The organism is Rhodanobacter sp. FDAARGOS 1247 (genome assembly GCF_016889805.1).
In the GTDB taxonomy this organism is placed as follows: domain Bacteria; phylum Pseudomonadota; class Gammaproteobacteria; order Xanthomonadales; family Rhodanobacteraceae; genus Rhodanobacter.
This window is the reverse complement of record NZ_CP069535.1, coordinates 1,747,524-1,767,489: the sequence shown is the minus strand read 5'-3', so window position 1 is coordinate 1,767,489 and position 19,966 is coordinate 1,747,524. Positions and strand designations below refer to the sequence as shown.

Annotated in this window: 16 protein-coding genes; 13 read left to right on the top strand and 3 right to left on the bottom strand. The window is 67.4% G+C overall.

What is annotated here, in order from left to right:
* The 3 genes from I6J77_RS08030 to I6J77_RS08020 all read left to right on the top strand — a co-directional run bounded on the left by I6J77_RS08030 (position 1) and on the right by I6J77_RS08020 (position 4,457).
* Positions 1–3,426, top strand: coding sequence for a glycosyltransferase (locus I6J77_RS08030; RefSeq protein ID WP_204111218.1), 3,426 nt, complete (start codon positions 1–3; stop codon positions 3,424–3,426).
* 86 nt (positions 3,427–3,512) lie between these two features.
* A complete protein-coding gene (locus tag I6J77_RS08025; protein ID WP_204111217.1) occupies positions 3,513–3,986 on the top strand; it encodes a MarR family winged helix-turn-helix transcriptional regulator in 474 nt (157 codons plus the stop codon).
* A 57-nt stretch (positions 3,987–4,043) separates the two neighbouring features.
* Positions 4,044–4,457, top strand: a complete 414-nt coding sequence (locus I6J77_RS08020; RefSeq protein ID WP_204111216.1) for a DUF1398 domain-containing protein — start codon at positions 4,044–4,046, stop codon at positions 4,455–4,457.
* Between the two features lie 31 nt (positions 4,458–4,488).
* Here I6J77_RS08020 and I6J77_RS08015 read toward each other — a convergent pair whose 3' ends face one another.
* A complete protein-coding gene (locus I6J77_RS08015; RefSeq protein WP_056718994.1) occupies positions 4,489–4,962 on the bottom strand; it encodes a DUF1456 family protein in 474 nt (157 codons plus the stop codon).
* A gap of 115 nt (positions 4,963–5,077) precedes the next feature.
* On the opposite strand from I6J77_RS08015, the gene I6J77_RS08010 reads away from it, so the two are divergent.
* The 7 genes from I6J77_RS08010 (at position 5,078) to I6J77_RS07980 (ending at position 12,564) form a co-directional block, all read left to right on the top strand.
* Positions 5,078–6,907 (top strand): VWA domain-containing protein, encoded by a 1,830-nt coding sequence (locus I6J77_RS08010; RefSeq protein ID WP_204111215.1) that lies wholly within the window; start codon positions 5,078–5,080, stop codon positions 6,905–6,907.
* A 301-nt stretch (positions 6,908–7,208) separates the two neighbouring features.
* On the top strand, positions 7,209–7,763 hold the full coding sequence (locus tag I6J77_RS08005; protein WP_056718990.1) for an RNA polymerase sigma factor: 555 nt from the start codon (positions 7,209–7,211) through the stop codon (positions 7,761–7,763).
* Complete coding sequence (locus I6J77_RS08000; protein WP_204111214.1) at positions 7,760–8,731, top strand: hypothetical protein; 972 nt, start codon at positions 7,760–7,762, stop codon at positions 8,729–8,731. Before I6J77_RS08005 ends, I6J77_RS08000 begins: the two co-directional genes overlap by 4 nt.
* A complete protein-coding gene (locus I6J77_RS07995) occupies positions 8,728–9,324 on the top strand; it encodes a YigZ family protein (RefSeq protein WP_204111213.1) in 597 nt (198 codons plus the stop codon). Before I6J77_RS08000 ends, I6J77_RS07995 begins: the two co-directional genes overlap by 4 nt.
* Positions 9,325–9,440: 116 nt before the next feature.
* Positions 9,441–11,213 carry an ABC transporter transmembrane domain-containing protein gene (locus I6J77_RS07990; protein ID WP_204111212.1) on the top strand — a complete coding sequence of 591 codons (1,773 nt, stop codon included), beginning with the start codon at positions 9,441–9,443 and terminating at the stop codon, positions 11,211–11,213.
* Positions 11,214–11,301: 88 nt separating this feature from the next.
* Positions 11,302–11,985, top strand: coding sequence for an SDR family NAD(P)-dependent oxidoreductase (locus I6J77_RS07985; RefSeq protein WP_204111211.1), 684 nt, complete (start codon positions 11,302–11,304; stop codon positions 11,983–11,985).
* A 21-nt stretch (positions 11,986–12,006) separates the two neighbouring features.
* Positions 12,007–12,564 carry a DUF3228 family protein gene (locus I6J77_RS07980; RefSeq protein WP_204111210.1) on the top strand — a complete coding sequence of 186 codons (558 nt, stop codon included), beginning with the start codon at positions 12,007–12,009 and terminating at the stop codon, positions 12,562–12,564.
* Positions 12,565–12,688: 124 nt separating this feature from the next.
* Here I6J77_RS07980 and I6J77_RS07975 read toward each other — a convergent pair whose 3' ends face one another.
* Positions 12,689–13,441 (bottom strand): tetratricopeptide repeat protein, encoded by a 753-nt coding sequence (locus I6J77_RS07975; protein ID WP_204111209.1) that lies wholly within the window; start codon positions 13,439–13,441, stop codon positions 12,689–12,691.
* Between the two features lie 205 nt (positions 13,442–13,646).
* The gene (locus tag I6J77_RS07970) at positions 13,647–14,699 is read right to left on the bottom strand and encodes an NAD(P)-dependent alcohol dehydrogenase (RefSeq protein ID WP_204111208.1); all 1,053 of its coding nucleotides are present in this window, start codon (positions 14,697–14,699) and stop codon (positions 13,647–13,649) included.
* 246 nt (positions 14,700–14,945) lie between these two features.
* Between I6J77_RS07970 and I6J77_RS07965 the strand changes: the two genes are divergently transcribed.
* The 3 genes from I6J77_RS07965 to I6J77_RS07955 all read left to right on the top strand — a co-directional run bounded on the left by I6J77_RS07965 (position 14,946) and on the right by I6J77_RS07955 (position 19,854).
* Positions 14,946–16,445 carry a catalase gene (locus tag I6J77_RS07965; protein WP_204111207.1) on the top strand — a complete coding sequence of 500 codons (1,500 nt, stop codon included), beginning with the start codon at positions 14,946–14,948 and terminating at the stop codon, positions 16,443–16,445.
* Positions 16,446–16,699: 254 nt separating this feature from the next.
* The gene (locus I6J77_RS07960; protein WP_204111206.1) at positions 16,700–17,203 is read left to right on the top strand and encodes a PepSY domain-containing protein; all 504 of its coding nucleotides are present in this window, start codon (positions 16,700–16,702) and stop codon (positions 17,201–17,203) included.
* 182 nt (positions 17,204–17,385) lie between these two features.
* Entirely contained in the window at positions 17,386–19,854 is a 2,469-nt protein-coding gene (locus tag I6J77_RS07955) for a hybrid sensor histidine kinase/response regulator (RefSeq protein ID WP_204111205.1), read from the top strand.
* Positions 19,855–19,966: the final 112 nt, after the last annotated feature.

The window sequence follows — 19,966 nt, the reverse complement described above, 5'->3', positions numbered from 1 at the left end:
ATGCAAAAGAAACCGATCTTCTTCGACCCCTCCGGCCGGCGCGCCAGCCATGTCTCGCGGCTGGCCCTGCTGGCCGGGGTGGTCAGCACCCTGTTCGTGGTGGCCTGCGCGATCAGCCTGTTCGTGGGCCCGACCATGGACGGCCTGCACATCGGCGAACACGCCCGCACGCGACATGCCCTGGCCACCGTGAAGGCGGCTGCCCCGGAACTGCTGAAGCCCGCCGCGAAGCTGGCCGCCGAAGTGCGTGCGCGGCAGAAGCTGTTGCACGCCCCGAAAACGCATGCGAGCAAGGCGGCCGCCAGCCACGTGCCGCCGCCTTCGCTGGACAAGCCGGCCGGCCGGCCGCTGGCGATCGGCTTCTACGTCAACTGGGACGACAGCAGCTATTCCTCGCTGAAGCGCAGCCTGCCCCAGCTGGACTGGGTGATTCCGTCGTGGATGAGCCTGAGCGGCAAGGACATGGCGCTGCACACCAGCGTCGATGCGAAGGCGATCAACCTGATCCGCAAGCAGAAGCCCTCCACGCCGATCCTGCCCCTGCTGCAGAACGCGGTGGACGCGAACTGGGACGGCCCCGGCCTGGCGCGCCTGCTGGCCGATCCGGCGCGGCGGCAGGCGCGCATCGGGGAGATCGTGGCGTTCGTGGCGGCCAACCACTTCCAGGGCGTGACGATCGACTTCGAGGACCTTCCCGAGTCCGCGCAACCCGACCTGAAAGCCTTCCTCGGCGAACTCAACGACGCGTTCGACCCGCATGGCTGGGGCATCGTGCTGTCGGTGCCGTTCGACGACGCCAGCTGGGACTATGCCGGCTACGCGGACATCGTCGACTTCGTGGTGCTGATGGCCTACGACGAACACTGGGCCGGCAAGACGCCGGGCAGCATCGCCGGCCAGCAATGGTTCGAGCAGACACTCGAAAAGCGCATGAAGGAGCTGGACCCGGAGCAGACCATCGTGGCGATCGGCAGCTATGGCTACGACTGGTCGCACGGCAACAATGCCGAGGCGCTGACCTTCCAGGACGCGTTGGACCGCGCCAGCGACGCCCAGGCCGACATCGCCTTCGACCCTGACACGCAGAATCCGCATTTTTCCTACGACGAGGACGACGGCAGCACCCACCAGGTCTGGTTCCTCGACGGCGTCACCGCGTACAACCAGATCCACGCCGCCGACGAGTACAAGCCCTACGGCTACGCCCTGTGGCGGCTGGGCTCGGAAGATCCGTCGGTGTGGTCGGTGTTTGGCCGTCCGTATGGCGCGTCCGCGCCCGACCCGTTGCGCACCATCGGCGCCGGTGAGGACATCGACATCGAAGGCCAGGGCGAGGTGCTGGAAATCGCCTCGCAGCCTTCCGCCGGCGCACGCAGCATCGAGGTGGACAAGGACGACGCCAGCATCGATGACGAAAGCTACACCGCCCTGCCCAGCTCCTACGTGATCCAGCGTGCGGGCACCCTGCCGCACAAGATCGCGCTGACCTTCGACGACGGCCCCGACCCCGAATGGACGCCGCAGATCCTCGACATCCTCAAGGCGAAGCACGTTCCGGCCACCTTCTTCATCATCGGCGAGAACGCCGAGATGTCGCCGAAACTGGTGCAACGCGAAGTCGCCGAAGGCCATGACGTGGGCAACCACACCTTCACCCACCCCAATCTGGGTGACAGTCCGCCAGGCATCGTCTCGCTGGAACTCAACGCGACCCAGCGGCTGTTCGAGGCGCTGACCGGCCACTCGATGCGGCTGTTCCGCGCGCCCTATTTCGGCGACGCCGAACCGACCACCGCCGACGAACTGGTGCCGATCGAGATCGCGCAGAAGATGGGCTACCTGTCGGTCGGCCTGCACGTGGACGCCGAAGACTGGCAGCGCCCCGGCGTCGACGCCATCGTCGACAACGTGCTGAACGCCATCAACACCAAAAACGTGGAGCGCAAAGGCCAGGTGGTGCTGCTGCACGACGGCGGCGGCGAGCGCTCGCAGACGATCGCCGCGTTGCCACGAATCATCGACAGCCTGCGGGCGCAGGGCTACCAGTTCGTCACCGTATCGGAGCTGGCCGGACTCACCCGCGCGCAGACCATGCCGCCGATCGCGCCCGGCTCGCTGTCGCAATGGACCGACCGCGTGGTGTTCCTGGCGCTGGGCTTCTTCGGCCACTTCATCCGCTGGCTGCTGACCACGGCGATCGCGCTGGGCGTGGCGCGACTGATCCTGCTGGGCGGCCTGGCCCTGCTCAACCGCGCCCGCGAGAAGCGGCGCGTGGCACCCGTGCTGGGCGAACAGCCGCCCCTGGTCTCGGTGCTGATTCCTGCCTACAACGAGGAAAAGGTGATCGCCAGCTCGATCCGCCAGATCCTCAAGAGCCGCTACGCGAACCTCGAAGTTATCGTGGTCGACGACGGTTCGGTCGATGCCACCTCGGCCGTGGTGCGCCAGCACTACGCCGACGAGCCGCGGGTGCGCCTGCTCACCATCCCCAACGGCGGCAAGGCGCATGCCGTCAACACCGCCTTGCGCGAAGCCCACGGCGCGGTGGTGGTGGCGCTTGACGCCGACACCCAGTTCGAGCCGGACACCATCCCGCGCCTGGTGCGCTGGTTCGCCGATCCCAAGGTCGGCGCCGTCGCCGGCAACGCCAAGGTCGGCAACCGGATCAACCTGATCACCTTGTGGCAGGCGCTGGAATACATCACCGCGCAAAATCTCGAGCGCCGCGCGCTGGCCGCGCTGGGCGCGATCACCGTGGTGCCTGGCGCGGTGGGTGCATGGCGCCGCGAAGCCCTGGAACAGCTCGGCGGCTTCCCCGCCGACACGCTGGCCGAAGACCAGGACCTGACCATCGCCGTGCAGAAGGCCGGCTTCAAGACCCTGTTCGATGCCGAGGCGATTGCCTGGACCGAGGCCCCCGACAGCGCCCGCGGCCTCGCCCGCCAACGCTTCCGCTGGGCTTACGGCACCTTGCAATGCCTGTGGAAGCACCGCAACGCCACCTTCAATCCCCGCTACGGTTCGCTGGGCACCATTGCATTGCCGCAGGTGTGGCTGTTCCAGATCCTGTTCTCGGTGGTCTCGCCGCTGGTCGACCTGGTGCTGGTCTGGCAGATCGTCAGCACCGGCCTGGACTACCTGCAACACCGCGGCCAGTTCGACGACACCAACCTGCTCCGCATGCTGGTGTTCTACGCCGCCTTCATGGCCATCGACCTGGCCGCCTGCGCACTCGCCTTCGCGATGGAGAAGAAGGAAAAGTGGAGCCTTCTGTGGTGGCTGGTGCTGCAACGCTTCGGCTACCGCCAGCTGATGTACTACGTGGTGGTGCGTTCCGTCTGGACGGCCATCAAGGGCCCGTCGGTGGGCTGGGGCAAGCAGGAGCGCAAGGCCACGGTGACAACCGACGAGACGATGGCGTCCTGAGGCAACCGGCGCCCGGGCGTGGCACTTGACATAAAGGTTCCATGGAAACAATATGCGTTCCATGGAACCTTTCTGGTGAACCGGACGTGCCGAACGCATCGAAGCAACAAGTCCCGCCCAATCCGCTGCATGCCCACCTGGGTTACTGGCTGCGACTGGTCTCCAACCAGGTGTCCGGCTCTTTCGCCAGCGCCCTGCAGGAACGGCAGCTCTCCGTCGCCGAATGGGTCGCACTCAACCATGTCGAAATGCATCCCGACATCACCGCCGCGTCGCTCGCCGACGCGATGGGCATGACCCGCGGCGCCGTTTCCAAGGTGCTGGACAAGCTGCTGACCAAGAACTTGTTGCTGCGCACCCCGAGCCCGCAGGACAGCCGCGCGCAGTTGCTGGCACTGACCCGGTCCGGAAAGCGCCTGCTGCCTGCGCTCACCGACATCGCCAACGGCAACGACAACCACTTCTTCTCCGTCCTGGCCGTCAGCGAGCGGAGCGAGCTGCGCAGGCTTCTGCAGAAACTTGCCGATGCCCACCCGTTCAGCGCGGCACCTGTCGATTAGGCAGCACGCGTCGACACCCTGACCTCAACCTTCCATGCACGAACCAGGAGAAACCCCATGAGTGAGGCGATGGCCCACCTTCAAGCCGCGCAAGCGCAAGCCATGGCCGTTCGTCCCCGCGTGGGCGGCTTTCCGTACCTCGCCGAAACGCTGAGGCGCGCGGGCGTGACACGGAATGTGTGGCAGCTGCCCGCCTGCCAGAGTCTGTACCTGACCGAGCGCGGCGCGGTGCTGCAACAAGGCACGCCGCTGGTGTCCGGCATGGCTGATGTGCCCGGCTTCGATCAGCCCGCGCTGGTCCGCGCGCTGCGCACCGACCAGGCCGGGGAAAGCAGCTTTCCGGACTTCCTGCTGGCCAGCTGGAACGCGGGCGTGGTGCGCTATGAGGTCGACCTGCTCGAACGGCAGGTGACCTATTACGGCTGCAACGGCGAGTCCTATGTCGAACACTATCCGGCAGTGTCGCTGTAATCGGTGAGCAGGACACCGAACGGGTTCCCGCTCAGCCGTTGCCGCGCACCCGCATGGTCAGCCCCTTCAGGAAGTTCCGCAGCAGTTGGTCGCCGCACAGCTTGAAGTTCTTGTGGTCGCTCTGGCGGAACAGCGCGCTGAGTTCGGGCTTGGAGATCGGCAGGCCGGCGGCTTCGAGGATGTCGTGCATGTCGACGTCCTTCAGCTCGAAGGCCACGCGCAACTTCTTCAACACCACGTTGTTGGTGACGCGCTTCTCCGGCGGCCGCGCCGGGCGGCTGTCGTCCTTGCCGCGGCGGTGGAACACCAGGCCGTCCAGGAACAGCGCCAGTGTCTGGTTGCCGCATTCCAGATAACCCGGCTCGTTGTCCTTCTTCAGGAAGCCCTGCACGTCTTCCTTCGTGACCGGGGCATCGGCATCGGCCAGGTGGATCAGCTCGACCACCTTGCCGTCGCTGAGGTCGAGCATGTAGCGGATGGAACGCAGTACGTCGTTGTTGATCATGTCGGTCCGGTGGATGGCGCGCAGGGGCGCCATGCTACCGCGCCGCACCCGGTTTGACCCCGTTTCCCCGTTCACGGCGTTTCACCTTTCACCACCTGGAGAGGAGAACCGCCCGATGAAACTGAAAGCCCTGTTGCACAGCCTGCTGCTGGCCTTGCTGGTGATACTCACCGGTTGCAGCGTGTCGCGGCCCGCCAACGACACCCCCGCGCGCAAGAACGACAGCGCACCCACGCCACCGGCCGGGCCGGTGGTGGAACCAGTGGCAGAGCCCGCGCCAATCAGCCCCCAGGCTACGGCGCAAGCCAAGCTCCAAGGCAACAGTCCGAGCGACAGTCCCGCCGATCGCTCTTCATCCGCCGCCGGCCAGGTTGTCCCCATGCCCGTGGCACCACCGGCGCCACCGGCGCTGGCCGAGGTTGCCGCGATGTCCTACAACGCGCAAAGCGCGAAACGCATGGCCTACATGCCGTCGCCGACCTTGATGCAGCCACTGCCGGGCGACATCAACACCGAGAACTACACCCATCGCGACACCAACCCGGTGCAGCTGGTCAGGGAGCAGCCGGTGTCCACCTTCAGCATCGACGTCGACACCGGCTCGTACACCAACGTGCGCCGCATGCTGAGTGCGGGGCAGTTGCCGCCGGCCGACGCGGTGCGGGCGGAGGAATTCATCAACTACTTCGACTACGGCTACACACCGCCGGCGAGTCGCGAGCAGCCGTTCAGCGTCACCACCGAGCTGGCGCCCGCGCCATGGAACGCGAAGCGGCAACTGCTGCTGGTCGGCATCCAGGGCTACCGCGTGCAGGCCGCGCAGATCCCCGCCTCGAACCTGGTGTTCCTAATCGACACCTCCGGCTCGATGGACGAGGCGGACAAGCTGCCGCTGCTGCAGGCCTCGCTGAAACAGCTGGTGCGCCAGCTGCGCAGGCAGGACCGCGTGGCCATCGTCAGCTATGCGGGCTACGCCGGCGTGGTGCTGCCCTCCACCGCGGGCGACCAGCACGCCACCATCGACGCGGCGATCGACCGGCTGTCGGCGGGCGGCTCCACCAACGGCGGCGCCGGCATCGAGCTGGCCTATGCGCAGGCCGAACAGGGCTTCATCAAGGGCGGCGTGAACCGGGTGATCCTGGCCACCGACGGCGATTTCAACGTGGGCACGGTGAACCAGGAAGCGCTGAAGACCACCATCGAGGACCACCGCAAGAGCGGCGTGGCGCTGACCACGCTGGGCTTCGGCGAAGGCAACTACAACGATGCGATGGCGGTGATGCTGGCCGATGTGGGCAACGGCAGCCACCACTACATCGACAGCCTGCAGGAAGGCCGTCGCGTGCTGGTCGACGAGATGTCCGCCACCTTGCTGACGATCGCCAGGGACGTGAAGATCCAGGTCGAGTTCAATCCCGCGCAGGTGCAGGAATATCGCCTGATCGGCTACGAGAAGCGCATGCTCAAGCGCGAGGACTTCAACAACGACAAGGTCGACGCCGGCGAGATCGGTGCAGGCGCCAACGTCACCGCGATCTACGAGATCACCCCGAAAGGCTCGAACGCCGCGCGCATCGATCCGCTGCGCTACGGCAAACACGTGGCCACGGATGAAAGCGGCAACGAACTGGCCTTCCTGCGCCTGCGCTACAAATTGCCGGGGCAAGCGGACAGCAAGCTGATCGAACAGCCGATCGCCGCGCACGCCGAGGCACAGGCCAGCGAACGCCTGCGCTACGCCGCCGCGGTGGCCGCCTTCGCCGACGCCCTGCGCGGCGGCAAATACCTGGACGGCTACGGCTACACCCAGATCGCGAAACTGGCCAACGACGCCCGCGGCGACGATGCCGACGGCTACCGCGCCGGCTTCGTGCAACTGGTGAAACTGGCCAACGGGCTGGTCACGCGCGGTCATGACGGCGCCAGCGACACCGCGGCGCGCTGAGGTTTCCGGCCCCGCTGCGGCGGTGGCGGTCATGGGCAGGCTCTCCCCGCTGCCCTTCCCCGGCCACCACCGCGCAGCGGGACTGGAACCGGCAAGAGCACCCCACCCCAACCCTCCCCTGCGTGCAGGGGAGGGGGCAGCCTTGCCGCGCCGTCGAAATCTGTCGGACAGGATGAGCGCGGCACCACCAGCCCTTTCTCCTCCCCCTGCATGCAGGGGAAGGTTGGGAGGGGGTGACGCTTTTCGGGGGAAACATCACGATCTCCCCGCTCCCCGGCGATTTGCCTTACCCTCGCACTCCATGGATGCCGCGGTCGATCCCGATGCCCTGCTGATGCTGGCCTACGCCCGTGGCGACCTCGCCGCGTTCGAGGCGCTGTATGCGCGCCATCGCGGCATGCTGTACCGCTTCCTGCTGCGCAGCGTGCGCGATCCGCATCGCACCGACGAGCTGTTCCAGGAAACCTGGAGCCGGGTGATCGGCGCCCGCGAGCGCTACCAGCCGCAGGCGAAGTTCAGTACCTGGCTGCTGCAGATCGCCCACAACCTGATGATCGACGGCACCCGCCGCCAGCGCCCGATGGCCGATGGCGACGAAGCCGAACTGGCACTGGCCAACCTGGCCACGCCCGAACGCGAGCAGCCCGACCACGCGCTGTCCGCCTTCGAACGCCGACGCAACCTGCAGCTGGCGATCGAGCAGTTGCCGGACGAACAGCGCACCGCCGTGCTGCTGCGGCTGGAGCAGGAGCTGAGCCTGGAGGAAATTGCCGTGGTCACCGGTGCCGGGCGCGAAACGGTGAAGTCGCGCCTGCGCTATGCCATGAATCGATTACGCGAAGTGCTGTCCGAATGACCACGCCCCTGCCCCCGAACGATCCGCCCTCAGCCGACGAGCCGCTGCCCGGCGAAGCCGAGCTGGCCGCGCTGTATCGCGAGCTGCCGCGCAGCGAGCCTTCGCCCGCGCTGGATGCGGCGGTGTTGCGTGCGGCCGCCGCGGCCCTCGCCCCATCCGGCGACCCCACCGTTACCGAGCGGCGCAAGGGTCCCCGCGAGCCCGGCGACTGGGTTCATCCGAAGCCGGTTTCGGCCGTCACGGCAAAGGCGATTCCTTCGATCGACGGCACCTCGCGGCGCCGGCGCGCACCACCGTGGCTGATCGCCCTGGGTAGCGCCGCCAGCCTGGTGCTGGTGGCCGGCCTGGCCTGGCAACTGCGCGAATCCAGCCTGCCGCCGTCGGCACCGGTCGCCGCCCGGGAGGCGACCGCGCCCACCGTCTCCGACATGGCCAGGCAGGAAGCGACCGCGCCGCTGGCGGGCACGGTCGCGCCCGCCGCACCGCCGGCACCCCGACTCGCCGATCAGCGCGCCGCGCTGCAGGCGTCCGCGGCGAAGAAGATGAAGCAGGACAGCGCGGTCCAGTCGGCTCGACTCCAGTCGGCCCGACGCGCGGCCGCGGCCAAACCGATGGCTGCGCCCCTACCGCTCGCCGAAGTGGCCGCACCCGCGCCGCAGGTGCAGTACGCACCGCCCGCACCACCGGCACCGCCGCCGCCCGCACCGCTGCAGGAAGCGTCCGCCAATGCGGCAGCCAGCGGCACGCTCGACAAGTCGGCGCAACCGGTTGCACCCAGCGCTGCAGCCAGCGACCAGGCCACCGCCGCCCGGCCCGGCGATACGCCGGCGCAGGAACTGGACAAGATCCGCCAACTGTTCGCGCAAGGTCAGCATGACGAGGCGCTGCAGCGGCTGCGCGCATTCCGCCAGGCGCATCCGCAGTGGCCCTTGCCAGCCGAGCTGCAGGCGCAACTGCAGGAACCATGAGCGAGCCGCTGTCGACCCTGGTCCAGCGCTGCGCTCATCAGGAAGAAATCCGCAAAAGCCGTTTCCTCGCCAACGCCGCCCCGGTGACGACGCCGGGGCAGGCGCTGGACTTCCTGCGCGAAGTCGCCGACCCCGCCGCCACGCACAACTGCTGGGCTTACCGCATCGGCCAGGACTATCGCTTCAACGACGACGGCGAGCCCGGCGGCACCGCCGGCCGGCCGATCCTGCAGGCGATCGAGGGCCAGCAGATGGATGGCGTGGTCGTGGTGGTGGCGCGCTGGTACGGCGGCATCAAGCTCGGCGCCGGCGGGCTGGTGCGGGCCTATGGCGGCACCGCCGCCGAATGCCTGCGCCGCGCCGAGCGCGCCCCGATCGTGGCGATGGCACGGCTGGCCCTGCGTTGCGACTTCGCCGAACTCGCCCTGCTCAAGGCGCGCCTGAAGGAGTTGCAGGCCGAGGTAGAACACGAGTCGTTCGGCGCCGACGGCGTCGAACTGGAATTGCGCCTGCCGGACAGCCACGTCGCCGAGGCCTGCCTGCGCATCAGCGACATCAGCCGCGGCCGCAGCAGCGCGAAACGCCTGGATTGACTGTCGCAGCCGGCAACGGTCCGGGCAATCGGCAGCACGACGATTGAATCGACCGTGCCACGCCCCACCTTGAATGGCATTGCCCGCGTCATTCCCGCCCCCATCTGCGAGTACCCATGAGCGACGCCACCACCGATACGCCCCGCCCTTCCCGTCGCATCGGTGCCCTGCGCGGACTGTGGCCGTTCCTGAAACCCCATCGGGTGCTGGCGCTGGGCTGGCTGCTGTTCCTCGGCCTGTCCTCGGGCGCGTCGCTGGTGCTGCCGCTGGCGTTCCGCCACATCATCGACCAGGGTTTCGGCCACTCCAGCAACGCAGTCATCAACGAGACCTTCATCGCGCTGTTCGGCGTGGCGCTGGTGCTCGCCTTCGCCACCGCCGCCCGCTATTTCTGCATCACCCTGCTCAGCGAGCGGGCGCTGGCCTCGCTGCGGCAGACGCTGTACGCGCAGGTGATCCGGCTCGACGTGGGTTTCTTCGAGCGCAGCCGCGTCGGCGAACTGCTGTCGCGGCTCAGCGCCGACACCGAGGTGGTGCAGGCGCTGATCGGCTCGGGCGTATCGGTGGCGCTGCGCAGCGTGGTGATGCTGGTCGGCGCCAGCGCCATGATGGTATGGACCGCGCCGTCGCTGGCCGGCCTCACCGCGCTGGTGATTCCCGCGGTGATGCTGCCGATCCTCGTGTTCGGCCGCCGCGTGCAGAAGCTCTCGCGCGCCAGCCAGGACCGCCTCGCCGATGCCGCGGCGATCGCCAACGAAACGCTGAACGCCTCCACCGCGGTGAAGGCGTACGCCCGCGAGAACATCGAAAGCACCCGCTACAGCAACGCGATCCTGCGCGCGCTGGCCACCGCGCGCCGGCGCATCGGCATGCGCGCACTGCTGACCATGGCGGTGATCGTGCTGGTGTTCGGCGCGATCACCCTGGTGCTGTGGGCCGGCGCGCGCCACGTGCTGGCCGGCACGCTGGATGCCGGCGTGCTGGGCCAGTTCGTGCTGTACGCGGTATTCGCCGCGGGCTCGGTCGCCGGCCTGTCCGAGGTGTGGGGCGACGTGCTGCGTGCGGCCGGCGCGATGGAACGGCTGGGCGAACTGCTCGACGAGCGTCCCGAAATCGTGGCGCCCGCGCAACCGCTGGCCCTGCCCCGGCCGGTCAGCGGCGCGCTGCGTTTCGAGCAGGTCAGCTTCCACTACCCGACCCGCCCCGACACCGCCGCGCTGCACGACTTCACCCTGGACGTGCGCCCCGGCGAGACCGTCGCCCTGGTCGGCCCCTCCGGCGCCGGCAAGAGCACGGTGTTCTCGCTGCTGCTGCGTTTCTACGATCCGCAGTCCGGCCGCATCAGCCTCGACGGCGTCGACCTGCGCGCGGTGACGCTGGACGACCTGCGCGGCGCGATCGCGCTGGTGCCGCAGGAGACCGTGATCTTCAGCGGCAGCGCCGCCGACAACATCCGCTTCGGCCGTGACGGCGCCAGCGACGAGGAAGTGCACGAGGCCGCCCGCGCCGCCGAGGCGCACGACTTCATCAGCGCGCTCAAGGACGGCTACCAGGCCGAGATGGGCGAACGCGGCGTACGCCTCTCCGGCGGCCAGCGCCAGCGCATCGCGATCGCCCGCGCGATCCTGCGCGATGCGCCGCTGCTGCTGCTCGACGAGGCCACCTCGGCGCTGGACGCGCAATCCGAAGCGGCCATCCAGCAGGCGCTGGAGCGTCTGGAGAAAGGCCGCACCACCCTGGTGATCGCACATCGCCTGGCCACCGTGCAACGCGCCGACCGCATCGTGGTGCTCGACGGTGGCCGCATCGTGGCGCAAGGCACGCACGAAAGCCTGCTGGCCGAAGGCGGGTTGTATGCGGAGCTGGCGCGGTTGCAGTTCGTGGCCTGACGCAAGGCATGCATGCCTCGGTGCCGCGCCGCTTTCAGGCTTCTGGCGGGGCGGCTATCCTGTCGGGTGGGCATTCCTGGAGAGCACCATGCAATTGAAGCAGCGACGCATCGCCATCACCGGCGGTTTCGGCACACTCGGCCTGGCGGCGGTGCGCGCGGCGCTCGACGCGGGTGCCAAGGTGGTGGCCATCGATCGGGCCGATCCGCCGGCCGGCGGCATTGCCCAGGCAACCTGCCTCGGTGGCGTCGACCTGGCTGATCCGCAGTCGGCGAAACAGGCGTTGGCCGCGGCGGCCGATGCGCTCGGCGGCCTCGACGCGCTGGTCAATATCGCGGGCACCTTCCGCTACGAAAACGTCGCCGACGGCAGCGTGGATACCTGGGACCTGCTGTATCGGGTCAATCTGCGCACCGCCGTGGCGGCAAGCCAGGCCGCGCTGGAACACCTGCAGGCCGGTGGCCGCATCATCAACATCGGCGCGGCGTCCGCCGTGAAGGCCGGCGCCGGCGTCGGCGCCTACACCGCCTCCAAGTCCGGCGTGATGCGCTTCACCGAAGCGCTGGCCGAGGAGCTGAAGGAACGCGACATCACCGTCAACGCGCTGCTGCCCAGCATCATCGACACGCCTCCCAATCGCGCCGACATGCCCAAGGCCGACTTTTCCCGCTGGGTCAGGCCGGAGCAACTCGCCGACGTGATCGTGTTCCTGCTGTCGGAACAGTCCTCCGCGATCACCGGTGCGCTGATCCCGGTGACCGGCCGCGTCTGAACGGGCTGGCCGGAACACCCCATGTCCATCGTCCTGACGCGATTCGCGCGCACCCGCCTGTTCCCGCGCGACCAGCGACCCAGCGCGATCCAGGATTGCAGCGCCGAGGCGTTCGAGCGGCGCCTCAACACCGAAGCACCGCTGCACGTACTCGACGGCTACGCCCCGTTCTGCAAGCTGCACGTGCACCGCAACTGGACGTCCACACGCTGCACCGCCACGCCGATCACCGAGGCCAATCGCCACCTGCTGCGTTCGGCCTACGAGGCGCGCAGCACCGACGAACTGCCGGTGCTGGTGCGCTGGTTCGAAGGCATCGATCCGCCGGTCGCGAACTATCTGCTGCCGATCCTCTACAGCCGCGAGCAGCTGGCGAAGGAAGGCGCGCCGATCGACGCGGACTGGGGCGTGGTGGGCTGCCTCTACACCGCCGAACCGGAAGAGATTCCGATGGTGCCGATCACCATGCTGCGCAATGCGCTGGGCGTGGAGGAAGGCGGCTCGGGCGTGCCGCTGGACCGCGCGGCGTATCGGCAGGCGGTGGCGTTCTGGGAGCGGCATGCGAACTGGCGCGGTTAAGCGCAATGATTCGATTCGGGCGCGGGGGACAGGTTGAGCCCGCAGCGGCGGCAGCCGTGCTGGACAGGCAGTCCCGCAAGGTCAGGCTGCCGCCGGGGGAGCGTTGCCGAAGGCAGAACGCCGATCAGGCGTCGCCCAGCTGGGCCAGCTCCATCTTGGCCGCTTTCAGCCAGGACTGTTCCTTGCGCCGATAGTAACCAGGCATCAATCTGGCGCGGCGAATCTGGGTTTGCAGAACTTCGCGTGCCTCGCCACGGCGCTGGCTTCTTGCAAGCAGACGACCATAACGGAAACGACCCTCTTCGCCTGGATAACTGTCGGCAAGGACGCGGTACTCGTCGAGCGCCGCCTCGGTTTGGCCCAGTTCTTCCAGGCAGCGTGCATAAAGCAGGTGTCCTTCCGGGGATTTGAAACCAGGATTGGCCTCGATCAGCGCCTCCAGGGTCTGGCGTGTATCGGCATAGTTGCCGTTGCCGAACTGTGCCTGAGCAAGCCCGAGCATGAAGTATGGTTCGGTGACGTACATTCCCGTAAGCAGGCTCTGAAAGAGTTCCTGCGCATTGGCATAGTCACCCAGCGCCAGACTTTCCTCGGCAAGATGGCGCCGGTTGTCCACCGTGTTGCTGAGTTCGAGCTGGCGTTCCAGCTCACGTCGCCGCCGCTGCGGATCAATGATCTTGAGCGTCTTGCTGGCCACGTTGCGGCCGCGAGGATCGTGCCGCCAGTCCGGAAGGATCGCGACCAGCGCGTAGATGAGCACGCCAAGATAGGAGCCGACCAGGATCAACCAGATCCAGTACAACGGACGGCCGCTACGTACCACATGAATGGCACAGGCCGCCTGCAGGGCAATCGACAACAGGAAAACGATGGGCATGTCTTTCCTTGTGACGTAGTCACGGACGGAAAGCGGATGCTACAACGCCAGGGGATGTCCGGAAAAACTTGCATCGTAACCCGCAGGCGGAACCCGGATCCCCGGATGGGATGCCGGAAGCCTTTCGAGAGAAGACCTTCCTCCTGGTGGCAAGAGCGACCCCACCCCGGCCCTCCCCTGCTCGCAGGGGAGGGAGCAGTGCGGATCAGCCGGCCAGCGAGCTGTTGTCGATCACGAAGCGGTATTTCACGTCGCCCTTGACCATGCGGTCGTAGGCCTCGTCGATCTGCTGGGCGCGGATCATCTCGATGTCGGAGACGATGCCCTTGTCGGCGCAGAAATCCAGCATCTCCTGGGTTTCGGCGATGCCGCCGATCAGCGAGCCGGCGATCGCGCGGCGCTTGAAGATCAGGTTGGCGATGTTCGGTGACGGATGCGGATGCTCCGGCACGCCGACCAGCACCATGGTGCCGTCGCGTTTGAGCAAGCTGGTGAAGGCATCCAGCGAATGGCTGGCGGCCACGGTGTTGAGGATGAAGTCGAAGCTGTTGGCGTGCGCCTTCATCTCGTCGGCATTGCGCGACACCACCACCTCGTTCGCGCCCAGGTCCAGCGCCGCCTGGCGCTTGCTGTCCGAAGTGGTGAACGCCACCACGTGCGCGCCCATCGCGTGGGCGAGCTTCACGCCCATGTGGCCCAGCCCGCCGATGCCGACCACGCCGACCTTGCTGCCGGGACCGACCTTCCAGTGCCGCAGGGGCGAATAGGTGGTGATGCCGGCGCACAGCAGCGGCGCGACCGCCGCCAGCTGCTCTTCCGGATGACGGATCTTCAGCACGAACTTCCTGTCCACCACGATGCGCTGCGAATAGCCGCCCAGGGTGTGTCCCGGGGCGTCCGGCGTGGGGCCGTTGTAGGTGCCGACGAAACCGTTCTCGCAATACTGCTCCAGCCCCTCGTCGCAGGCCGCGCAATGCTGGCAGCTGCCGACCAGGCAGCCCACGCCCACGATGTCGCCGAGCTTGAAACCAGTGACTTCATGGCCCACGGCGCTGACGTGGCCGACGATCTCGTGACCGGGCACGCAGGGATAGAGCGTGCCGCCCCACTCCGAGCGCACGGTATGCAGGTCGGAATGGCAGACGCCGCAGTAGGCGATCTCGATCTGCACGTCCTGCGGACCGGGCGCGCGGCGCTCGATGTCCAGGGACTGCAACGGCTTGTCGGCAGCATGGGCGCCGTAGGCTTTGGTGGTCATGGCATTTCCTTGGGTTGGGGAATCGTGGGGGAACAGGAGAATCAGGCGACCAGCCCTACACGATATTCCTGATCGCCCATCTTCTCCATCCATCCGGCCAGCGGCCGTGAAAGCCGGTGCCGGGTCGCGGACCGGGATGATACTGCCTATCGTCCCGATCGGAAAAACCGAATGGTTTGTTTGGGTGCATGAGGGCAGACTCGATCGGGTTACCCCGGCTGGCCATCATCGAAGGAGGCAATCCCCATGTCCCATGACCCGAACAAGCCCGGCGGCGGCTCCACCACCGGCTTCGGCGCGCCCGCCATCAGCGACCGCAATTCGCTGACCATCGGCCCGAACGGCCCGATCCTGCTGCACGACGTGCACTTCCTCGAACAGATGGCGCACTTCAACCGCGAGAAGGTGCCCGAGCGCCAGCCGCACGCCAAGGGCGCCGGCGCGTTCGGCGTACTCGAAATCAGCGAGGATGTGTCCCGCTACACGAAGGCCGCGCTGTTCCGGAAGGGCGCGAAGACCGACATGCTGGCGCGTTTCTCCACCGTGGCCGGCGAATCGGGCAGCCCGGATACCTGGCGCGACGTGCGTGGCTTCTCGCTGAAGTTCTACACCGACGAAGGCAACTACGACCTGGTCGGCAACAACACGCCGATCTTCTTCCTGCGCGACCCGATCAAGTTCCCGCACTTCATCCGCAGCCAGAAGCGCCTGCCCGACTCCGGCCTGCGCGACAACCACATGCAATGGGACTTCTGGACGTCCAATCCGGAAACCGCTCACCAGGTCACCTACGTGATGGGCGAGCGCGGCCTGCCGCGCACCTGGCGGCACATGAATGGCTACGGCTCGCACACCTACATGTGGATCAATGCCGCCGGCGAGAAGTTCTGGGTGAAGTACCACTTCCACACCCGCCAGGGCATGGCCTTCTTCAACAACGCCGAAGCCGCGGCGATGGCGGGCGAGAACGCGGACTTCCACCGCGCCGACCTGTTCAACGCGATCAAACGCGGCGAGTTCCCGGTGTGGGATCTGTCGGTGCAGGTGATGCCGTATGCGGAAGCGAAAAATTATCGCTTCAATCCGTTCGACCTGACCAAGGTCTGGCCGCACAAGGACTACCCGCTGATCAAGGTCGGCACGATGACCTTGAAGCGCAACCCGGAGAACTTCTTCGCGCAGATCGAGCAGGCCGCGTTCTCGCCGGGCAACACCGTGCCGGGCATCGGCCTGTCGCCGGACAAGATGCTGCTGGGTCGCGCGTTCGCCTATGCCGACGCCCAACGCAACCGCATCGGCACCAACTTCCACCAGTTGCCGGTGAACCAGCCCAAGGTGCCGGTGAACACGTACATGTTCGACGGCCAGATGGCTTACCACCACAGCGGCAACGCACCGGTGCACGCACCGAACAGCGGCGGCCGCCCGTGGTCGGACGACACCGGCCCGGTCGATAACGGCTGGGAAGCCGACGGCGACATGGTGCGCAGCGCGTACACCCTGCACGCGCAGGACGACGACTTCGGCCAGGCGGGAACCCTGGTGCGCGAGGTCTGGAATGATGCCCAGCGTGCCCAGTTCGTCGACCAGGTCGCCGGCAGCCTGCTCGGCGGCGTGCGCAGCCCGGTGCTGGAACGCGCCTTTGCGTACTGGAAAAGCGTGGACGCCGCGGTCGGCCAGCAGATCGAGGACAAGGTGCGCGCCGGCAGCGCAGCGGAACCGGCCGAGGGCATGGGCGAAGGCTGAGTCGATCGCGGCGCCTGCTGCGCCATGCCGTCGTGCATGGCGCAGCAGGCGGCGCGGCATGCGGGATAACCCCAAGGTGAACCGCAACCTGCATTGACCCGGAAATCACGTCACTTTTCACGCCACCGTCCTGACCGCGGTGCTTCCATCGTGCGCGTCGAGTCGGCCGGCGAATCGGTACCTGACGTGCACGTCTTGCCCCCGCCCACTGCGCCGACGACACCGTTCGTACTCAACAGCCCAAGGAGTTCACCATGATCAAGCGCCTGCTTCCCCTGTTGATCGGATTGTCGGTTTGCGGTGCGGCCTTCGCGCAGGAAATGCCCGCCACCAGCCAGTCGGCGACCACGACCACCCAGACCACCACCACGGTTTCCACCTGGACCACGCAGCCACCCAGCGGCGCGTTGAGCGAGGACGCGATCAAGACCGCGGTCGCCGACGCCGGCTACAAGGAAGTGAAGGGGCTGAAATTCAAGGATGGCGTGTGGCACGGCAAGGCCCGCGGCGGCAACAAGCAGTGGGTGAAGCTGGCGGTGGGGCCGGTCAACGGCAAAGTCTATGTCGATGACGCGCCCTCGAAGCTGGACAAGGACGAAATCAGCGCCAAGCTGGCCGCCGCCGGCTACCAGAAGATCCACGACGTGGAATACGAACACGGCCTGTGGAGCGTCGATGCGGAAACCTCGCACGGCCACGACGTCGATCTGCTGGTCGATCCGGATGACGGCAGCGTGGTGGCCAAATCGCGCGACTGATGCCTAGCGTCGAGATGGCCCGGTCCCGGCGCGTGACGACGCGCCGGTTTTTTGTGTCGTGAAGTACCCACCAGCCCTGGGCCACTCAACCCCATTGCATTCACGGCCATGCCGCAGCGATGGTAGCCTGCCGCAACGGCTGCGACCTGCAGCAGCTTTTCTGACCCGGATGGCCTGACTTCATGGCGGATGCTTCATTTCTGGCGGGCGGCGACGAAATGGGTGCGTTGATGCGTGCCCACGACTGGGCATCGCATCCGCTGGGCAAACCGGAACTGTGGCCCCAGGCACTGCGTACCGCCATCCGGCTGATGCTCAATTCGCGCCACCAGATGGGCATGTTCTGGGGCAGCGAGGCGATCTGGTTCTACAACGACGCCTACGCGCAGACGCTTACCGTCGAGCGCCATCCCTGCTCGCTTGGCCTGCCCGGCCGCCAGGTCTGGCCGGAGATCTGGGCGGACATCGGCGCCCAGGTCAGCCAGGTGATGGCCGGCGGCAGCGCTACCTGGCACGAGAACCAGCATCTGGTCCTGCAGCGCAACGGTCGCGACGAGGACACCTACTGGACCTACAGCTACAGCCCCATCGACGACGAGTCCGCGCCCGGCGGCGTGGGCGGCGTGCTGGTGGTATGCACCGAGACCACCGAGCAGGTGCTGGTGTCCCGCCGCGCAGTGGAGGAGCGCCAGCGCCTGGCCGAACTGTTCGAGCAGGCGCCATCGTTCATGGCCTTGCTGCGCGGACCCGAACACATTTTCGAGCTGACCAACCCCAGCTACGTCCGCCTGATCGGCGAGCGCAACGTGCTCGGCCGTTCGGTGGCCGAGGCCCTGCCCGACGCGGCCGCGCAGGGTTTTGTGGGCCTGCTCGATACGGTCTACGACAGTGGCGAGCCCTACGTGGCAGCGGCGACGCCGTTCGCGATGCAGCCGGCCCCCGGTGCGCCGATCAGCCAGCGCTACCTGGACTTCGTCTACCAGCCGATCAGGAATGCGCTGGGCGAAGTCACCGGCATCTTCGTCGAAGGCACCGACGTCACCGAACGCGCTCTTGCGGAAAACGCGCTGCGTTCCAGCGAGGCACGCCTGCTTGCGCTCAATGCCGACCTGGAGCTGCAGGTCGCCCGACGCATGCACGGTCGCGCGCGCACCTGGCAGCTGAGCACCGACCTCATGGGCGTACTCAACGCCGAGGGCATCTTCGAGCTGTCCAACCCCGCCTGGCAATCGGTGCTGGGCTGGCCGGAAGAGACCATAGCGCGCACCCCGTTCTTCGACTTCCTGCATCCCGACGACCTGACCCGCAATCGGCTGGCGTTCGCCCGCGCCATCGAACTGGGCGAACCGGCACTGTGCTTCGAGAATCGCTACCGCCACGCCGATGGCGGCTACCGCTGGCTGTCGTGGGTGGCCATTCCCGAGGACGACAAGGTCTACTGCAGCGCGCGCGACATCACCGCCGACAAGGAAGCCGCCGAATCGCTGGCGCGCACCGAGGCCGCCTTGCGCCAGTCGCAGAAGATGGAAGCCGTGGGCAAGCTCACCGGCGGCCTGGCGCACGACTTCAACAACCTGCTCGGCGGCATCATGGGCGCGATGGAAGCGGCGCGGGCAAAGCTTGACCAAGGCAAGATCGAGGACGTGCCGCGCTACCTGGCCCTCAGCGAAACGGCAGTGCGCCGCGCCGCCTCGCTGACCCAGCGCCTGCTGGCCTTTTCCCGCCAGCAGACCCTCGATCCGCGCTCCACCGACATCAACCGGCTGGTGGCCGGCATGGAAGAGCTGATCCGCCGCACCATCGGCCCGGCGATCCAGCTGGAAGTGGTCGGCGCCGGCGGCCTGTGGCCCAGCCTGGTCGATCCGCCGCAGCTGGAAAGCGCCCTGCTCAACCTGTGCATCAATGCGCGCGACGCGATGCCGGACGGCGGCTGCCTCACCATCGAGACGGCCAACCGCTCGCTGGACGAATACGCGGCGACGGCCTGCGAACTCGAACCGGGCCAGTACGTCTCGCTCAGCGTCACCGACAACGGCAGCGGCATGACCCCCGAGGTCATCGCCCGCGCCTTCGACCCGTTCTTCACCACCAAGGCGATCGGCCAGGGCACCGGCCTGGGCCTGTCGATGGTCTACGGCTTCGCCCGCCAGTCGGGCGGCCAGGTGCGCATCTATTCCGAACCGGGCACCGGCTCCACCCTGTGCATCTACCTGCCCCGCCATCACGAGCCCGCCGTCGACCCCGAAACCACGCAACCGGCGCGCCTGGCCGAAGCGCCGCCGCAAAGCGAGACGATCCTGGTGGTCGAGGACGAACCCTCGATCCGCGAACTGGTCTGCGAAGTCCTGGCCGACGCCGGCTACACCGTCCTGCAGGCCGGCGACGGCAGCGCCGGCCTGCGCATCCTGCAGACCGGCACCGCGATCGACCTGCTGATCACCGACGTGGGCCTGCCCGGCGCCATGAACGGTCGCCAGATGGCCGACACCGCACGCAGCACCCGCCCGCAACTGAAGATCCTGTTCATGACCGGCTACGCCGAGAATTCCATCGTCGGCAACGGCAACCTCGAACCGGACATGCACGTGTTGACCAAACCGTTTTCACTGGACGTGTTGCGGCGCAGGATCCGGGACATCCTGCCGGGCTGAGATCCCTGCCTGGCGGCGCTTCGACTCCGTCCGCCGCGCGGGCTACGCTCAGCGCGAACGGGGACGACATGTGCCGGCCGAGTCGATCGTCATTGCGGACGCATGACCATCC